This is a genomic window from Enterocloster sp. 210928-DFI.2.20, assembly GCF_020554465.1.
In the GTDB taxonomy this organism is placed as follows: Bacteria; Bacillota; Clostridia; order Lachnospirales; family Lachnospiraceae; genus Enterocloster; species Enterocloster bolteae.
Map to the genome: position 1 here is coordinate 154,981 of NZ_JAJCHK010000005.1, position 19,534 is coordinate 174,514.

Genomic DNA, 19,534 nt, shown 5'->3' on the forward strand with positions numbered 1-19,534 from the left:
ATTTGACTATAAAAGGAGAATATTATGGATTTAACCAGCCTTCGGTACTTTGTCGCATTAGCCCGGAATCTTCATTTCACCAAAACAGCACAAGAACTGTATATTTCCCAGCAAAATCTGAGTCAGCATATAAACAAACTGGAAACTCACTACCGTACCCCATTATTCTACAGAAAACCAAAGCTTCAATTGACGCCAGCGGGCAAAGCCTTGTATGACTCATGCATTAAAATTCTCACAGAGGAAGATAATATCTCACGGCAAATGAATGATATCATTCAAAATAATGTGGGTTCTCTTTCCATCGGAGCAAGCCAGTACCGTGGCCAGTACTGGCTTCCGCTCATTCTTCCTGACTATCTAAAGTGCTGGCCAAATATAAATGTGCAGGTCACTATGGAACGGTCGGAAAAGATGGAACAGCTTCTTGTCTCGGGGGACCTGGACTTTTTCGTAGGAATCAAGCACGGCGATGATTCCCTGCTCCGATTTATTCCGTTAATGAATGACAAAGTATATATGGCTATCACAAGGGAGCTGATGGAGCAATATTTTGGTGAAGAGACTGATACGATTATTACAAAATGCAGCAATGGCACCACCCTGAAAGAATTTAAAGAGGTACCATTTATGCGGTTGAAATCCACTTACCGGCTCCGTATGCTGACTGACAAGTGTTTTCAGGCTGTAGGCTATAAACCACGGCAGATTCTGGAAGTGGAATCCATCGACCTGATGATTTCTCTGTTCCCATATAGTCTGGGCGCCTTTTTCTGCACAGGGATGCGGGTTCCATCGCTCAAAACCGCCCATCCAAACACTTACTTTTTCCCGGTACAGCTGAATGGAAAAACCTTGCTCAATCCACTCGGCATTGTATACCATAAAGACCGTTTTCTTCCCAGATATGCACAGGATTTCATGGAGCGGTTAAAATCTTTTTTTGCATCATTTGAAAATTCTTCCTGTTAATTATTAATATAAAGGAAAAACAAATGGTGCCCATATAATATAAGCGGCGGCAAAAACAGCCGCCGTTGGCAGTCCTGCTTTTATATAATCGCTGAATCGGTATTCACCTGCTTCCATAATCAGCGCCTGGATTCCGGCCGCCATCGGAGTAGAAATAGAAAGCGTGGCGCCTGCCACTGTGGCAACCATAATGGCAGTGGGATTGATTCCTGTTGTACAGGCCACAGTAGCCGCAATGGGCATCGTCAGATTGATCACAGGTATATTGCCCATAAACTGCGTCATGGCAAAGGGTACAAGCAAAAAAATAGCAACCAGCACATATTCACTTTGGCTGGAGTTTGTTGCGAAAACCAGTTTTTCTACAATCCAGTCTGCAATTCCGGTTTTGGTCAACGCATTTGCAAAACCCAGACTTCCCGCGAATATACACACAGTATTTAAGTCAATTGCTCCAAATGCTTCTTTTCCACTCAGCACGCCGCTGACAATCATCAGCAATGCGCCGATCAGAGGCGCATAGTGTGACGGAATCCCCACCAGAGAACTGATAATCATTGCAGCAATGCTGCCAAAAAAGATTCCAATTCCCATTTTATCCTTAAATTCAGAAAGATTGCAGTTCTCGTTCAAAATAATCTCTTCCTGATTTTTGTCCCCATTTTCTTTTTGATTTGAAATAAACTTATAGCCAAATAATCCAATAAAACTGATTGTCACTATCAATACCGGCAATCTTGCAATAGCTGAATCAAATAAACTCATACGAACAGATGACCCCATCATCTGTAAATACGAATTTCCCTGTTCCATAAAAGCTGCTCCCATTCCAAATGGCATAATTGCAAAACCCATACAAGCTGCGTCCATAACAGGCTTCAGCAAACGTCTTTTCTGAAAATTCCCTTTCCTGCTAAGCAGGGATACCATTGGAAGCATTGTTGCCCCTGCTGCTGTGGCACTGGTCAGCATTGCAAGAAAAGAGGCAATATACATACAAATCCATCTCATTTTCTTCTCACTGCTGCCAATTTTCTGAAGAAGCTTCTGTATCTTTATAATAAAACTTGTTTTCATAAGACCGGCGCCTAAAATGAAAATCGAAGCAAACAGAAAAACCGTTGTGTTTCCAAATCCCGCCCAGGCTTCTGCTGATGACAGTACCCCCGTAATCTCTAATGCAAGACAGCAAAAAACCGCTGTCATTCCATAAGGAATTTTTGCCCAGATATAACTAATAAGCATAAAAAATCCTATTAATAATGTAACCTGAATATCCCCCATTTTTCTCCTCCCTATTATAGTTTCGCTTTTTGCTTTTATATTTTAAATTTTTCCTTTTATATTTTAGATTTTTCCTTATACAGAACATGCAGACACTCCGCTTTTTCAAAGCCGAATGTCTGCTCTTTCATCTCAGTTATTAATAATCATACATACCCACCGGTTTTCTGTCCGGCTTAATCGTATCAGTATATACGGGAGCTGTTTCATAATCAATATCCGGTATAGGCCAGGTTGGCTCTTTTCCTTCATACATCTCCACAATTCCCATTGCAGCCATGTAAGAAGCCCGCATTGCCGCTTCCACCGTATTGCCGCCAACATGCGGAGTAATCAGCACATTATCCAGAGTGATCAGCGGCATATCCGGAAGAATGGGTTCGTGCACAACAGCGTCCAGCGCAGCGCCTGCTATTACATGATTCTTACAGGCCTCATATAAATCCTGTTCATTGACCACCGCGCCTCTTGCTGTATTAATCAGGAATGCGGTGGGCTTCATCATCGAGAGTGTTTCTTTATTAATCATATTTCTTGTAACAGAGGTATTTGGCGTATGTAAAGATACATAATCACTTTCTCTGAAAATACGTTCTATATCTCTGACCACTTCAACCCCCTCCGGGAAATCACATGCCGGCTTATATGGATCATAGCAAAGCACATTCATCTCCATTGCCAGGCAGCGTTTCGCCGTGCGGCTTCCGATATTTCCACATCCAATCAAACCAACAGTCTTTCCGTTCAGCGTAGTCATATATGTTTTCAGTTTTGCATCGTAAAAATCCACTGTTAACATATCGCGAAGACGTGTTACATTTCTGCTCATATACAGCATCAGCATAAGAGCTGTCTCCGCAACTGATGTGCTGTTCGCAACCGGAGCGTAAAGGCATTTCACTCCATAATCCGCTGCCGCTTTTAAGTCCACAGCGTCATATCCGGCCCCGTGGCGTACCAGAACTTTGAGATTCGGTGCAGCTGCTTCAAATACAGCTCTGGGCATTTTCGTAATTCGTACGATAATGGCGTCCGGCTTATGCTCTTTCATGTCCGCAATTACATCTTCCGTTTCAAATCCGCGGCCGTCAATCAACGTATGTCCATGGCTTTCCAGCAAATCGCGTGCATCTTTTTTTAATTCCTGTGGTAAAAGAATTTTCCAACCCATAATTTCTTCCTCTCATTTCATGATTCTTCATTATTCTTAGCAAATGCCCATGATTTTCCAATACGGAAGTCCGATAATAAGGAATACCGCAAAAATCATAGCTAATAAAATGGTTCCTTTCAGATACCAGTCTTTCTGGCTCACATAACCATTTCCAAAAATATAGATACTTGCACCGTTTCCGTAGTTGCACAAAAGCGCGCCATATCCGCCGAAAAACGCCAGCATCAAAGACAATGCCATTATATTTACATTTGTGGATGCCGCCAATGTCAAAATAACCGGGTAAATAGAGGCGATATAGGCTGCATTGGACACGAAGAAGTACTTTGTAACAAAACTTATTAACAGCAGAATCACTAATACAGCCATTCCATTCACAGCTGAGAGATCCAGATAATTTTGTATCTGGCCAGACAGCCAGGAATAAAATCCTCCTTCATTAATTGCGCCGGATATACTGAAAAATGCACCATACCATATGTACATGTTCCATGCACCCTTTTCCGCCATCAAGTCATTCCAATCCATGACCCCAAGCAGCAGCTCCAATGCCAGAAAAGCAAATGCAACCACATACATACTGATTCCAATTTTTCCCCCGAGCATCCATCCCAGAATCGCCATGATAAATAATGCCAGCAGAATTTTCTCGTCTTTTTTCATTGCGCCCATTTCCTGCATTTTACTGACAACAAAGGGTTTAATATCTCCCAAATCTTTCATCTGGGGCGGATAGAGCTTATACACAACCAGCGGGCACAAAAACAAAACAATCAGTCCCGGCACCAATGCCGCCTTAAACCACAGCATCCATGTCAATTCCACTCCGGCAATGTCTTTAATGGTTGAGGCAATCACTGCATTGGATGCCATTCCTGTCAGAAACAATACTGCTGTGGACATGGCAACTACATGTTCCAGCAGCTCCAGATATCCTCCCAGCTTTTGCGGATCCTTGTCCGGATAAGAACCCAGTGACTCTGAGACGCCCCGGAAAATAGGAAATACAATGGCAGAACGGGACGTATTGGACCCGGTGGCCGGACTCAGTATTAAATCACAAAGCATCATGACATATCCAAGACCCAGAGAGGATCTTCCGAATTTGGTTCCCCCAAATTTGGAAAGCAATATGTATGCAAGACGTTTTCCTAATCCGGTTTTCTTAAACGCCCCGCAGGCAAGAAGCACTGCAAGCAAAAACCAAACTCCCTGGGCAGCATATCCGCTGTACAAAACAGCTGGTTTTTCAACAAAGCAGGCCCCAAGTCCCAATACAATCAGGCTGATTACCGGCTCTGAAAAAGGTTTCAAAATTAATCCGCACAGCAGGGACAGACACAGACCGAACATATGCCAGGTCTCTGTCTCCAGGCCTGCGGGAGCAGAGATAAGCCATGTCAGGAGCGGAAACAAAACTACCGGTATCATTTTTACCAGACGATTTTTCATCTGTTTCTCCTCCTCTTTTAGCAGTTATAAACGTCATCTATAATCTCTACATTTTTCTTTTCCATCAAATCTTCTACCCACTGGCGGTTCACAGTCCCTTTTGCAGAATTCTCCGCTTTCTGTTTATCTGCCGCTGAGAGTGTCCTGGCTTTTTCAAGAATCTCTGCCGCATCCTGTCTCGGAATAACGATTACGCCGTCTTTATCGCCCAGAATAATATCTCCGGGGTTTACAGTAATGCTGCCGCACGCAATCGGAACATTTACCTCGCCAGGACCTTCTTTATAAGGGCCGGCCGGATTCGTTCCAGTTGCATAAATCGGCAGATGCCCTTTTGAAATCACATCAATATCCCGAATCGGCCCATCAATCACAATTCCGGCAATTTTTTTGAATCCCTGCATGTAATTATACATGATTTCTCCCATAATCGCCCGGCTCCGCTCGCCCTCGTTGGAAACAACAATCACATCGCCCGGCATAGACATATTCATTGCCTTATGAAGCATCATATTGTCACCAGGCCTTGCCTTCACCGTTAAAGCCACACCGCACATAATTGCTTCAGACGGGTTTGACATCAGTCTGATACTGGGATTCATGCCGCATAACCGTCCCATACAATCTGCTACATTTGCTGCCGGTAATTTGCTGAATTCTTCTACTAAATAGTTATCCGGTAAATTTCTCTTTAAAAAAACACGATTTCCAACTGCCATTTCCTTCTCCTCCTTTATCAATGCGTTTCCAGGCAAAGTGTTGTTCCTGCCTGAACAAAATGGATATCCGCATCCATCATATCCGCATAATATAAAATCATTCCTTCAATTGATCTGGGAATCACCTTTGACTGTCCGGAATGAGCAACCACCAGCCCTGTAACCTCATTAGGAAGCCCGTATTTTTGTGTATAATAACCGCTCAAAAATCCGTGCTGGTAAATCTTACCCAGACTGCTCTTCCTGCTCGTTTTGCTTCCCTGGTCACCCATCTCCATTTCTTCAAGCTTACATACATCATGCAAAACCGCAGCAAGGATTAAAATATCAGTATCAATCTCATAACCATATTTTTCAACGGTATTTCGCGCAATCATAAGCGCATTCGCTGTAACACTTTCCGTATGCTTCACCAGTGCCACTCCAGGAGCACGGGTTGCAAACTGCGCGTCCGCTATATCTTCCCATGAGCTGTTTTCAAATGCTTCCACCCAGATTTCAGTTGCCTTTTTTGCATATTCCTGATTTTTTATCTCTGATAATTGGGGAAAATATGATCTAACCATCTCTTCTGTTATTTTGGTCATATTGAACCTCCTTCTGTTTCATTTAAAATATTCAGCATGCTTTTTATTTTCTGATATCATTATATATTCTTTTTTAACAACAGTAAAACAAGGTTATATTTATTTTTGACAACAAATCGTTGTAAAGAATATGGATTTATGGTGGTTTTTTATTGTATATATTGTGCAGGTTTGATGGATTATATGGCGGAGATTAAGGAATGATAATTAAAGAAATGCCTGCCAGCGAATATGTAGTGTTTCATTTCGGGGCTAAAATGCCAAGACAGTTTAGAGCCAGTTGCCGATTACATTTATTAAATAGGGTTTCCGCAATTGACTTGTCAGTTAAATGAATCCGCAACATATGTTTTTGCAAAGCATGGTGAGGAAGTGGGTGAAGAAGGGAAAAGCAAAATAGAGTACTGGGTTCCGATTTTACAGACAGCAAGGTCTGTAAACATTGAAACGAAAAATGACCGCCACGTTAGCGACGGCCAAGTAAATAATTACTCATTATGATAGATTGTATTTCCTTTTTATCTCAACTATTTTTCACCTGTCCGCCTTTTCTCTTGGTATAGCTTAAATGAGATTCTTTCAAAGGTAGACAATCATACTTTTGACTACCTCAGCTTTGATACTAATGTATCATAAAAGATTTCCACATTAATGGGCTTTGCCAAATGTCCATTCATCCCGGCAGCCAATGCATGTTCCACATCCTCTTTAAATGCATTAGCTGTCATTGCTATGACAGGCACACGTTCAGCATCAGGATGGCTACTGGCACGCAATTGCTTTGTTGCTTCATAACCGTCTATAACAGGCATTTGTATATCCATTAAAATTAAATCGTAATAGCCACCAGGGGATGCAAGGAATATATCCAGCGCCTCTTTTCCATTTTCAGCACAGTCTATCTCGGCACCAGTCACCTTAAGGATTTCCATGGCAATTTCTCTGTTTAGTATATTATCTTCTACCAGCAGAAAATGTCTGCCCGGAAATTCCGGAGGAATGAACTGAGATATCTGTTCTGGCTCCTGCCCAAGTATATTCTTTGTCAGCGATACTAATATGTCATAAAGGCTTGATTCAAACAACGGTTTTAAGATAAACGCATTTGCTCCGTCTGACCTTGCTTTGTCCTCAATTTCAGCCCAATTGTAGGTAGAGATTATAATGTCTGGTTTCTTCGGACCAATTTTTTCGCGAATACAGCGTATTACCTCTATACCATCCACATATGACATTTTCCAATCAATCATGCAGATATCATAATCCTGTAATGCTTTGTGGGCATTAAACACCCTCTGTAAAGCCTCATGTCCTTCACTTACACAGTCTGCATGAATACCCATTCTATTCAGAAGCATGGAAGCATAATTACAGTTGTCCTCATCGGGGTCTGCAACCAGCACTTTGAGAGGCTCCCATTCCCATTTTTTATGTTTTCCTTCGTTTGGTACATCGACAGGCAGAACAACCGTACAGGTAGTTCCTTCACCCAGTTTGCTTTCAACCTGTATGGAACCGCCCAGTAATTTAACCAGATTATAAGTAATAGCCATCCCAAGACCTGTTCCGCCATATTTTCGGGAAGTGCCGCTGTCGGCCTGCTCAAATGGTTTAAATATACGTTTCAGGTATTCATCGCTCATACCAATCCCTGTATCTTTGGTTATGAACTGGAGATGGGTTTTTCCATCAACAACAGGTGCTGGGTTTACTTCCAGATGAACCACACCGCCTTTTGGAGTGAATTTAATTGAATTGGAGAGGAGATTAAGGAGAATCTGGTTGATACGCATACAATCCCCAATATACACTGCTTCCGGAACGTTTTTTATACCACATTCAAATTTCAATCCCTGCTCTTCTGCTTGGGCATAAATGGTAGCTACAAGCGGTTCCAGCAACTGTTGTAGTTGAAAAGGTTCGTGGTTTACGGAGAGTTTTCCTTCTTCTATCTTAGACATATCCAACACATCGTTGATAATTGTCATCAGATGTCGGGAAGAAAATGTAATTTTAGAAAGACAGTCCTCTATCCTGTTGGAATCATCCAAATGTGTAGCCGCTATTTTTGTCATTCCAATGATTATACTCAAGGGGGTACGGATTTCATGGGACATACATGATAGAAACTCTTTCTTTACTTTGAAGGCTTTTTGCGCGTTATTAAGTGCATCCTTTAACTCCTGCTCCTGGATAGATAAAAGTTTTAAATTTTTTTTATCCATATATTCGGAATATATACTCAGTAATATAATACCGATTGAAAGCAGTAAGGAGACTGACACGGTAAGTACTGCGGTGTGTTTTGATGTTTCCGTCAACTCACAGACCTTATCATCAGCAAAATCTATTATTGTTGTTAAACAGTCACTAACCCTGTCATACTGAGGATATACATACAGAGCTAAATAGTTTGAGATCTCGTTCTCGGTATGTCCAACCACAAAGTCTACGGCTTTATCCTGCTGGGCAATCAGCTGATTCATGGCAGCCTGAAGGGTGTCCACATCCTCCTTAGGGCCGGAATAACAGCTATAAAGCCTCTCTATATCACTGAACTGCAAATCATACCGTTCCTGAAAAATCGAACGAACATTTTGCTCCCCCTTAAAATCATAGGTCAGGAATATACTCACAAAACGTTTCATATCCAACAAGCGTGACCTCATCCCCCTGGCACTGTTGCTGGATGTATAGGGATGGTCATATATATTTTGGGCTGTTTCCTGCATCCTATTGGCAGTATATATACTGATGGATGCAAATATTATAGTGACGGCACAGATAATAATTGTTATTTTTGACTTTATTTCTAAGTTCATACGCTTCCCTTTAACCTTCCAAAGTTCATCTTCTGCACATTTTTCTGAACTCAAAAGAAGTCCTGCGGATGTGCTTTTCCATGCCCATCATTTATTCGTTTTTTCTGGATATCTGTTAACATTAGTGCACGCTGATACCTGCCAGTTAAGTCTTACAGGATTTCGATACCAAACGCGCTTCGCTATTTTCCAGTTTAAAACCAGCAACTAAATTTTTTAATGCCTGAGCCTGCCTGGCTAGTTCTTCGCTAGCACCAGCACTTTCCTCAGAAGTTGCAGTATTAGTCTGTACCACATAGGAAATCTGTCTAATACCCTGTGTTACCTGGGTCAGAGAGGAAGCCTGTCGACTGGCGGCATCGGCAATGTCATCCACCGTGCAAGATACTGTCTGCGTATTTTGGGCTACTTGTTCAAGGGATTGGGCAGTTTTGTCAGCGATTTTACGCCCTGTTTCTACCGCCTGAAGGGAACCTTCTATCAGGACTGCAGTATTTTTCGAGGCCCTTGCTGACTGCTCAGCAAGATTCCGCACTTCAGATGCCACTACAGAAAATCCTTTTCCAACAGCACCAGCACGTGCAGCTTCCACCGAAGCATTAAGTGCCAATATGTTAGTTTGAAAAGCAATATCTTCAATCACTTTTATTATTTTTTTGATTTCGGACGACTTATGGCTGATATCTTTCATTGCATTAACCATTTCCTGCATCTGATGCATGCAATCGTTAACAGATCCGCCTGCCTGCATCGTCTGCTCGCGGGCCTTTTCCACATTCGATGCCGTCTCCTGTACCTGCTCTGATATTACAGAAATAGAGTTTGCCAATTCCTCGACAGAACATGCCTGTTCTGCTGCCCCCTGTGCCAGAGTCTGCGAGCTGGCAGAAATCTGTTCTCCTCCTGCTGCCACCTGAAACGCAGCCTGGTTAATAAGTTGAAGCATATCGCTTAAATTATTACGGAGATTTCGCATTGAGATTAGAATCCCTTCATAATTTCCCATATAAGCTTCTAAGGCATTGGAACAGGTTGTGAAGTCCCCTTTTGACAAATCTCCCATTATATGGGCGATATCAAAAATTATTTTCTTTTGTATACCAATTAAGTAGCGTATATTATTGGATAAGTCACCCACCTCATCCTTTGATATATATTTGACTTGTGCTGTTTCCAGTTCTCCTCTAGCTAACTTTTGGATTGCCATTTCTATTTCCTTTATAGGCTTACGGACGGTGTTCGATATATATAGTCCAATTGTTCCCGCCAATATAAAACTTAGGATAATAATGACTGTTACAAGGGTGATAGACATTTCCTGAGCTTTTTGACCATCCTGTACCATTTTCTTTGCATTTTCTCCTGCAATATCGGCTATCGCCTGCAATTTATCCGCCATTTGATTCAAATGTGGTACATAACCATTCTTCATTATGTCGAACGCTTTATCTTTCTTATTAGCCAGTATTGCGTCAAACACCTGGTTGCGATAAACAATCGCTTCTTTTTGAATTGATTCCACTTCATCTATCAGTGATTTATCCCCCCGAAAGACTTGACGTATGATAGGAAACGTTTCACGCATCATTATAAGGCTATTGTCAGCATTCTCAATCAACTCTTTTGAGATTTCCTGATCTGATTCCACAATAGCCCTTAATATATCACCTCTTGCCTCTTGTATTTTCCTTCGGGCTGTGGCTACATTGACTGTCACAGTATAGTTGTTGTCATAGAAAATGGTTAAATTATCGCCGATGTGATTAAGCATAATCAGGGCCACAATACTTGCACACAGGCAAAGAAATATGATAACTACATATGACAATAAAAGCCTGGTTCTGATTTTCAAATTTTTCAACATTATATTCTCCCTATAGCCAATAATAATTATGGATAGTTATATTGATATATAGCAAGCACGGTAACCTTGACGTATTGCACCTTGTTTATATACATATTTATAAGAATAGCATAAAATACAAAAAACAGCAACCAGCTTATAGATGCCGACTGCAAAATGAGTAGAAATTTCTTTTTTTCAATGTTATACTGATTTAAGTAATGAGTTTTTAAATTTCGCCTACCAGGAGGTATCCTTTTGAAAGAACAACTAGAATTAAATCAACTCATTTACAGCATAATTAAAACCCAGATTGAATTTGGAACTTATCGCTTTGAGGAACATCTACCGCCCATAGAAGAGATGGCGGACATACTGGTTGTATCTGTAGATACCATACGGCTTGCTTATCGCCGATTGCAGACAGATGGGTATATTACCCTTTCAAAACGTATTGGTTCTGTAGTTACAGTTCAATACGATGATAAAGAAGTAGAACAGAATATTCAGACTTATTTTGCAGAACGAGCTGACTCTCTGCTCGATATATGCCGTTCAATCCCGCTGCTGCTAAGAGGTATTCAGGTATCAACATGGAAAAGTATTCCACTGGAAGAATTAGATAAGATTGAACTTGATGCCTTACAGACTAAACCTGCCTTTTGGGTGTTGTTTTATATACAGACCCTATATAGAACGCTGAATAATGACCTATTAATGAATTTTTTCCTATGGTTGAATACCTTTTATACATTACCTTTTTTGAGTCTGACTGATTATGAAAAATATGTAGACAGAGACATCTGTGCCATACCAGATATAATAAAATTTCGCCGGGAGGAAAATTGGACGGCACTTCAGGTCATTTCCAAAAATGTCCTTGAGAAACACCAGTCCAATATAAGCAGTTTTTATAAAACTAGAATTTCTGTTCCTCCCTCAAAAAACCAAATCACATTTACTTGGAGTTGTTACAAAAGAGCATCGCAGATTTGTTATTCTGTGGGAATGGATATTTTAACTTCAATTGCCCGTGAATATTACCCTGTAGGAAGTTTTTTACCTTCCCAAAAAAAACTCGCAAAGGAAAAACATGTCTCTGTCAGTACAATCCGCCAAACCCTCTCATTATTAAATAATCTCGGTATTGTAAAGACTATCAATGGAGTCGGCACGCAGGTTCTTTCGATGGATCAGATTGCAGACAACTGTAATTTAGCGAATCCAATTGTAAGGAAACGCTTATTAGACTGTAAGCAAAGCTTGCAACTCTTTGCGTTGTCCTGCCGAGATGTTGCATCATTTACGATTTCCTCCATGGACGAATCAAGTCTGACGATATGGATAGAACAGCTCATTTTATTCGAACAATTAGACAAACTGGCGCTTATAGTACCGTTTTCTTTGAAATTCATGAGCCAGTCCGCACCTTATCAGACAATCAGAACATTCTACTCAGAATTATACAAGCAATTATTTTGGGGAGTCCCGCTTAGAGGTATGATGGGAACACAGGAAGTTATCAATGATATTTACCGACCATATCATCAATCTATGCTTAATTATCTAAAAAGTTCCGATGCAGAGGGATTTGCTGCAATATTGGAAGAGGCATCAAACCTGGCAGTTCAATTTGTATCTGAACGGCTAGCCAAATATGGGATACAGGAGACTGATAGTAAGTCTATCACTAAATATGGAAAGAATTCTATCTAGTATAAACGATTATAGTTAGCTTTTTGTCATGGTCCCAAAACATTAACTTTTATATACTATAAAAATAGAGGTTCTGTACTAAATATTGGTGTGTGTTGAAACGCACATCTCCAATATCCCTTTGGTTGTAAAGAAATCTCCGGAAATGTTTATCCCATCAGAAACAGCAATATCTTTTCCCACTCCTGGACTGGCGTAATTCATTCTTTCCGGCCTTTGGCTATGAGCCCCTCAGTTCCCCGGCATGTGGCACTTCTATGTTGGTTTTAAAAGTTTACTGATTTACGAAATTTCTTTATCGGCCTCATCCTCCCCGGATACTCCCATTGCCAGCAGCATCAGCATGACAGGTGTCACGATAGGAACGCTGATGTTGACTGCTGCCTGGGCAGCATAACAGATTACGGCAAAGGCAATTGCCATTACATAGGGCCGTTTTCCGGATAAACGAATCATTTTCCGGATGGATGTAACCAGTAATGCCAGATAGGCCACAAGTCCGGCCAAACCAACCGTCACCAGATATTGAAGATATTCATTATGAGCGCTGTCAAAAAATTCCCCATAGCGCATTACCATTTCATCATAATGGTTTTCCATGACAACCGCCCCATATGTATCCGGTCCTGCACCAAATATTTTCTGTTTAAAGGGAAACTTCCCATAACTTTCCATACCGATTCTCCATATGTACCAGCGATGCGTTCCCCAGTCGTCATTGATCGTCAGGTACTGTGCCAATCCGCCGTAGTTCCCTGCATTTCCACAGACATTCGCATCATAAAGGGCAAAGCCGGTCAGGATAATTCCCACGGACAGGAATGCCAGCCAGGCCCACCTCCCCTTGTTTCCATCCCGCATAAGGGGATGGGTGTCCGGAATCATTTTCATCATCCAACACAGTATGAAGTACAAGGCCCACAGGACTGCCACCAGAAGAATCAGGTAATGTGAACCGGTTATGATACGGTACAATCCTCCCATTTGACCGGCAGCTCCTGATTGCGGCTTTGTCATCCTGTGCAAGCTCCAGAATTCCGAACTTAACACTGCCAGTATAAAAATGTAGGTTCTGACCCCCCTCAGGTTTTTGAATGCATACAGCGGTAAAAGCCCAATCAGAGCAAAGATTGCAAGGTAGGCATTATCACTCATCCCGGTAATAAGGGCAGCGAATGAAATCGACATGCAGAAAAGATACCATGTTTTCCTTATCCGGACCTCCTCTGTAAAGAACAACAGGACAGACGCTCCGGCCAGCATGGCTGCATAGGATGTATATGTATTAATGTTGCCAATGGTTGACGTAAACATATAGTATTGTCCAGGGTCCATAAGATTCTTAAATCCAATAGGATCTATATCGAAGTATTGGAGGATTCCTATGATACACGCCCCCATGCCGGCTCCGAGAAACAGGTCCAGATACCATTGTCTTAAACGCAGACTCCTTCTTACGGCAAAATACATAAAAGCATAAGCAATCCATATCAGAAGACCAGAATACCTTCCATCATTTCCCAACAATGCTGCTGCGGGAGTTGCGGATTGCAGAGTGGATATACCGGCTATCAGTATAAAATCCAGCATGGACCAGTCAGAGGCACAGATTTTCCTTCTCCTGCCCGTACTCCTGTCACAGCCCAGATAGATTGACAAAATTAAAAAAATTACATTTACCATCAGAAATACAACTGCAAAGATAATCACTACTTTGTAATAAAAAAATGTTTTAAAATTCAGTATATCAAAGTAATAGTCCCTGAACGCAAGGGGAAACACCCCTATTATAATGATCGCAAAAATACCTGCCAGTCCGGAATTCATCCCTCGCCATTTTGAATAAAAACTTTTAATATTTGCAATACTGGTTTTCTTCCCACTATCCATGACTCCCCCCTTTCAGGTAATTCCAGAAGCAGCCATGACTGATACCATGGCTGCCTCCGTTACTCCTTCTTTTTTACATCTTTAAATCCTTATTTATCCGTTTTTGGCACATATAGGTATTTGCCTCCTCCAACATTCTCATCAGCTCCAGCGCACTGCGAAAAGCAATATAATGCGTCCCTGTATAATTGCACCGGAGCCTCCCCTGCATAGAGGAATTCTGCCGGAACAACACATGGATCAGAATGACCTCCTTCGCAGCTGTTACATATGGGTACAGGTTCCCTGCCACTTCCTCTTTTTCCAGAACTTTCCCGGAACTTTTTTGCCGTTTCCCCCTCAGCGCCCTGTACTGCTGCTCCCTTTCTTTTTGCAGGAACCGCGGTTCGGTTGTTGCCATAGGGGCCCCCACCATTTCACACACCTCATCAAGGGACAGTATCAGCCCGTGGATTCCTCTAAAGCTTACAGGACAAGGCAGATGATAATTTACAATGATACCATATGGCATATTATTTTCATGACCGTTTATACACACAAGCATCATACACGCCCTGTCCGTACCTGCCATTTCAATCTGAAGGTTCCTTTCCTCACTCAGCATGGTCCACTCCTTTGCAGTACAACCGCAGACATTGTTTTGGAACTTTATTCGCCGTTTTTACGGTGTCTCCCTCATCCATCTGCCGTTTTCATCCACCATATATCCATCAGGGGTTATTTCATTTACATATAATGTACCCATCGGCCTTCCGCTCTGGCTTCCGGTACTGAAGAAATACCAGTACTCGCCCAGCTTCTGCCATCCTGTTGCCATACCTCCGGTAAACTGATTCAGATAGTACCACTTCATATCCTTTGCGTCATAGTACCAGCCCATGACTAAACGTCCAAAGTCAGCCCCCTGGTCCTCTTTAAGATAATACCAGTGTCCGCCCGCGTCCATGTACCATCCGTAATCCATGATACCGGCTGCGTCAAAATGATAGGTACAGGTCTGCCGGGCATCCTTGTACTTGATGTTTATCCATTGGTCTTTGATGATTTTTCCGCTCCTCAGTATAAATGACCATTGTCTGCCATCCGTGTCAATGCTTTCCCATCGCCCTTCCGTACCAACGGTGTATGTTCTGTAATCGTTAAAGGTATTTCCCGGTCCAAGACTTCTGCCCCCGCCGGAACCCCCCCGTGAGCCGCCGCCGGAACCCCCACCGGAACCCCCGCCGGAACCCCCGCCGGAACCCCCGCCGGAACCCCCGCCGGAACCCCCGCCGCCTGGTTGGTTGGGATTGTCCGGGTCATCTGGATTGTTGCCGCCGGAAGTAATGGAGTCCACAAGGGCTTTTAAAGTGTCATAGGCTTCCAAAAGCTCATCAACAGTCGGGCGGTAGATTCTGTTGGCAACCTCCAGGGCAATGTCAATTGCTTCGCTTAACTCCTCCCTGTCCTCTTCACTTACCGACTGATTGTTCTTCAATACCTGGGCAATGGAAATCTGGTCTAATAGCTTCTGTCTTGCTTCCTGCCACTGCGCATCATCTTCCGTCTGGTAGAGTACATGCAGGGTCAGGTTCTTTGTAACCGGCTCGCCTGTGTCATAACCGTTACCCGAAGAGGCAGTCTTTCCCAGCCCCTTATACTCCCATACAATTCCGGTAATCGGATCCGTATAGTCCTCAAATATATCCAGATCCATGAATCCTTCCGCGTCCTCCAGGGCTGTGTCGGACCTGACCTTAATTATATGTTCCATGGAACGTTTATCGTCAATGATTTTTACCTCATGGGCTTTCAGGTAGGTCAGTACATAGGTGCTTTCCACGTTTGCATCAAAGGAGACAACTCCTGTAAAACCGGAATCCATATCATCCGGAGCCGGCTCCATAGGCACCTCTGTACATGTATATTCCCCATCCAAATCCTCCAAGTTCCACAGATGGTAATCCGTATAGCCGTGCATACTGCGGTCAAGGACAGCGTACACCCTGATATCCGGTTCTTTATTCACATCGGACGGAATCTCCTTATTGCTGCCGCCCACCTGTCTTGCCAGTACAGACGATAATGTCCAGGGTACCTTTACCGAATCATTGCCGACTTCAGATTTTACCGCTTCGGACTCCGATGCCTTGGGCGCGCGCTGGGTGAACTTGACTGTGTAAAGTACGTCAACCCCTGCTGTCATAGCATCCTGGTCACTGCTGTTATTAGTCAGTTCATCAATTAAATCCTCCATCCTGTCATCTGACAGGTCAAGGGCCACAGCCCCTGTCTTAGGGGTATAATCAATAGAAGCATTGCCGGGTGTTGCTGCCGCCGCAGCATAATAGTTCGCCTGAAGCACCAGATTCCCTTCCGGCATGGTGATAGCAGGGTTTCTCCTGGTCTTATCGGCCAGTGTCAGCTTGCCAATCAGCGCGCTCCACTGCCGGAACCCCTGCCCCTGGCTGTTGGTGGTTTCGGCATCCAATGAAATTACATCCCCGGCCTTTACCACTGCTGTTTTATCATCATCAAAGTCAATTATGGCTCCGTCACGCATGATTTTAGTGATAAAACCGCCGTTTGTCAGGGCTATGGTATAATCCTGCTGTTCCTGCGTATTTCCTATAACCGCAACCTGCGTACCTAAAAGAATCTTATCGGCAGCGGCCGTGTCCTCTCCCGGCTGTTTTGCAACCACCACATACAGCTGGTTTGACTCCAGTCCTCCAAGTACCGCACGAGGTAATGCGCCGGAAGACATGACCCATCCGTCCTCATCGGCCCCGGGTACATCTATTACATCGCCCTCCATGTTAAGGATTGCATACAGGGTTTCCGGATTTGCAGGCTCAACCACCACCTGCTTCATACCAGCCCCATCATCTTCCACATCATAGTTGGTGCCGAGAGCCGGCACCGTCACACGTGAAGGCGGGCTGAAGGTATCCGGGTCCAGATGTTCCGGAAGGATTACGCCTATATCCGGGTTAGCGCTCTGGTTAAGCTCATAGACATAGTAGCTTGTACATGGATTTAATCCGGTAAACCCAGTGTTTTTTAACTGGCTTCCCAGTTTGGTTCCAACCACCCTGTAATCCATATCAGTCAATGCGTATCTGCGGTTTTCATTGGCGCCGGATACGCTCACTTTCCCGCTTCCATCGCTGTCTACGGTCCCCCGGGCATCCGGCATTGCCAATATGTTGTCATCACTGATTCCAATAGGGATAAACCTTGCAGTATAGATCTGGTCTGCATTGATTGTCTGTGCATTCTGCATCCGGTTTCCATTCTCGTCAAACCAGCCGCCAAACATATAGAAATTATCAGGCAGGGTGCTGGGAAGTGCCAGGGATGACCAGGATGTCCCTATTTCCACATGGCTTGTCCTGCTCCCCTCAATGGTACCGTGGGGACCGGAGACAAATTTCAGATCAAACCATTCTCCTTCTGTTTCCTCAAAATTCGCGAACAGTTTAATGGAGGCATTAATTGCAGTGTCATCTGCCAGCTTTTGTCCTGTTTTATTACTTCCGTTGGATGTAGCCTTGTACCAGCCGTCAAAACTGTAGTGAGGTGAAGGAGTTGGCATGAGCCCTTCCGTTACCTGGGCCAGGGTATTGTTTTCTGACTTTTTAACAAACTTAGGGGCTGTATTTCCATTAAAGGAGCCATTCTGTCCATTGTAGAATTCTACTTTTGCCCAATATGTCTCATCCGTCAGCTCTTCGGTATAGGTGATAGTTACAGTTCCACCCTGAAGATTTGGGGTCAGGTTCAGTTTCTTAGTCTCCTGGTCCAGGGATACGTCTGACAGACTGTCTTCCCATACTATATTAGGAGGATAAACATAACCTGACATTTTATCCACATCAACTTCCACCGGTACTCCCGGCTGCACGGCCCGCGTCTCCTCTTCACGCAGTATATTGCCGTGGTTATCCATGCGTTTCACCCGAAGTGTGGTTACAAAGCTGGGATCCAGTTCATATTGATAGGTAAATGTTATGGCCTGGTTCGGCATCTTACCCGTAAAATGATAGTTGGAAGTATTGAGACTCACCCCTGCATCCTCAGCGGATATAACACCCGTCCCCTCCAGATCCGTAATTCCGCCGTCCGTCAGTTCCGCTGATGCAATCAGATAAGAATTAATGGCAGCCGGCTCAATAACATAATCAGATTCCACCGGAAGGGTTCTGCTCTCCGGGGCTTTAATCTGATTGCCCTCCATATCCACGTACCGTACAGTAATCAGGAATTTTTTTGTCGGATCAGGTTCATAACGGTAAGCCGCTGTCAGATAATCATTGGGCATACTTCCCCTTACCGCATTGGTGGAAGCGTTGATGCTTGCCCCTCCCTCTGTCATGGTGCCATGTCCGCTTGCTTCGCCGTATTTGCGGACTTTATTATTCTTTAGAAGCACGGACTTAAACCGATATCCCGGAATATCCCTTCTGTATGTTGCGGAGATGGGATTATTGGCCATCTGGGTGCTTTCCCAGGTTGATTCAAAGAATTTTCTTAAATCAGGATCATCATAATCCCCCGGCCACCCGCTGCTGTCATCCGCCTCATCTCTGGCTGTGTTAAAATCCCTGTAATGTTCTACCCTGAACGTATATGGGGTGGTTTCATTTCCCTTCCACACCGCGTTGTAGGTTGTTACGGAATCATACGGGAAAGCATAAGGGAGTGTCTCCACCCGATTGCCGCTGGTTCCATACCAGCCGTCAAATGTATAGCCGTCCCATGTAATACCATTAAAATCCGGGACCTTCGGCCTTGCCCCGGAACCGAAGTCATCTGTGGGCAGTCCGGCAAAGTTGGCAGAACTGGTCAGAGGACTCCCAGCGTGTCCATCTGCCACAAACAGATTTCCCTCCATAGCCCCGCCGGATGCCACGCTGCTATAACTGGAAAGCTGGACTCCCGGACCGTTTTGGGGATCAAATTTAAGCTTAACCGGATCCCCAAAATTAACCGCATACGCCGGATATCCCGGGGCAGCCATGGAAAATACCATGGCTGCCGCCAGCATCCCTGCCAGCTTTGATTTTATATTATATCTCTTTCTCATCCGGTTC

Annotated in this window: 12 protein-coding genes; 2 read left to right on the plus strand and 10 right to left on the minus strand. The window is 43.6% G+C overall.

Annotated elements, in window-relative coordinates; all coding sequences use genetic code 11:
* Positions 1 to 24 precede the first annotated feature (24 nt).
* Positions 25 to 972, plus strand: a complete 948-nt coding sequence (locus tag LI015_RS07445; protein WP_118024546.1) for a LysR family transcriptional regulator — start codon at positions 25 to 27, stop codon at positions 970 to 972.
* Positions 973 to 975: 3 nt separating this feature from the next.
* Here the strand turns inward: LI015_RS07445 and LI015_RS07450 are convergent, their stop codons facing one another.
* The 7 genes from LI015_RS07450 to LI015_RS07480 form a co-directional block, all read right to left on the minus strand.
* Positions 976 to 2,256 (minus strand): SLC13 family permease, encoded by a 1,281-nt coding sequence (locus tag LI015_RS07450; RefSeq protein WP_002565010.1) that lies wholly within the window; start codon positions 2,254 to 2,256, stop codon positions 976 to 978.
* Between the two features lie 139 nt (positions 2,257 to 2,395).
* The gene (locus LI015_RS07455) at positions 2,396 to 3,427 is read right to left on the minus strand and encodes a hydroxyacid dehydrogenase (protein ID WP_002565012.1); all 1,032 of its coding nucleotides are present in this window, start codon (positions 3,425 to 3,427) and stop codon (positions 2,396 to 2,398) included.
* Positions 3,428 to 3,463: 36 nt separating this feature from the next.
* Complete coding sequence (locus LI015_RS07460; protein WP_002565013.1) at positions 3,464 to 4,882, minus strand: DASS family sodium-coupled anion symporter; 1,419 nt, start codon at positions 4,880 to 4,882, stop codon at positions 3,464 to 3,466.
* A gap of 17 nt (positions 4,883 to 4,899) precedes the next feature.
* Positions 4,900 to 5,601, minus strand: coding sequence for an RraA family protein (locus LI015_RS07465; protein WP_002565014.1), 702 nt, complete (start codon positions 5,599 to 5,601; stop codon positions 4,900 to 4,902).
* Positions 5,602 to 5,618: 17 nt separating this feature from the next.
* Complete coding sequence (locus LI015_RS07470) at positions 5,619 to 6,188, minus strand: HD domain-containing protein (protein WP_227124415.1); 570 nt, start codon at positions 6,186 to 6,188, stop codon at positions 5,619 to 5,621.
* A gap of 605 nt (positions 6,189 to 6,793) precedes the next feature.
* Complete coding sequence (locus tag LI015_RS07475) at positions 6,794 to 9,010, minus strand: response regulator (RefSeq protein WP_439108731.1); 2,217 nt, start codon at positions 9,008 to 9,010, stop codon at positions 6,794 to 6,796.
* A 145-nt stretch (positions 9,011 to 9,155) separates the two neighbouring features.
* Positions 9,156 to 10,874 (minus strand): methyl-accepting chemotaxis protein, encoded by a 1,719-nt coding sequence (locus LI015_RS07480; protein ID WP_227124418.1) that lies wholly within the window; start codon positions 10,872 to 10,874, stop codon positions 9,156 to 9,158.
* 237 nt (positions 10,875 to 11,111) lie between these two features.
* Here LI015_RS07480 and LI015_RS07485 point away from each other — a divergent pair, with 237 nt between their 5' ends.
* Positions 11,112 to 12,569, plus strand: a complete 1,458-nt coding sequence (locus LI015_RS07485) for a GntR family transcriptional regulator (protein ID WP_227124423.1) — start codon at positions 11,112 to 11,114, stop codon at positions 12,567 to 12,569.
* Between the two features lie 282 nt (positions 12,570 to 12,851).
* Here LI015_RS07485 and LI015_RS07490 read toward each other — a convergent pair whose 3' ends face one another.
* The 3 genes from LI015_RS07490 to LI015_RS07500 all read right to left on the minus strand — a co-directional run bounded on the left by LI015_RS07490 (position 12,852) and on the right by LI015_RS07500 (position 19,527).
* A complete protein-coding gene (locus LI015_RS07490; protein ID WP_227124424.1) occupies positions 12,852 to 14,459 on the minus strand; it encodes an O-antigen ligase family protein in 1,608 nt (535 codons plus the stop codon).
* A gap of 73 nt (positions 14,460 to 14,532) precedes the next feature.
* Positions 14,533 to 15,063 carry a hypothetical protein gene (locus LI015_RS07495; protein ID WP_227124426.1) on the minus strand — a complete coding sequence of 177 codons (531 nt, stop codon included), beginning with the start codon at positions 15,061 to 15,063 and terminating at the stop codon, positions 14,533 to 14,535.
* Positions 15,064 to 15,120: 57 nt separating this feature from the next.
* The gene (locus LI015_RS07500; RefSeq protein ID WP_227124427.1) at positions 15,121 to 19,527 is read right to left on the minus strand and encodes an N-acetylmuramoyl-L-alanine amidase family protein; all 4,407 of its coding nucleotides are present in this window, start codon (positions 19,525 to 19,527) and stop codon (positions 15,121 to 15,123) included.
* Between the last annotated feature and the right edge of the window lie 7 nt (positions 19,528 to 19,534).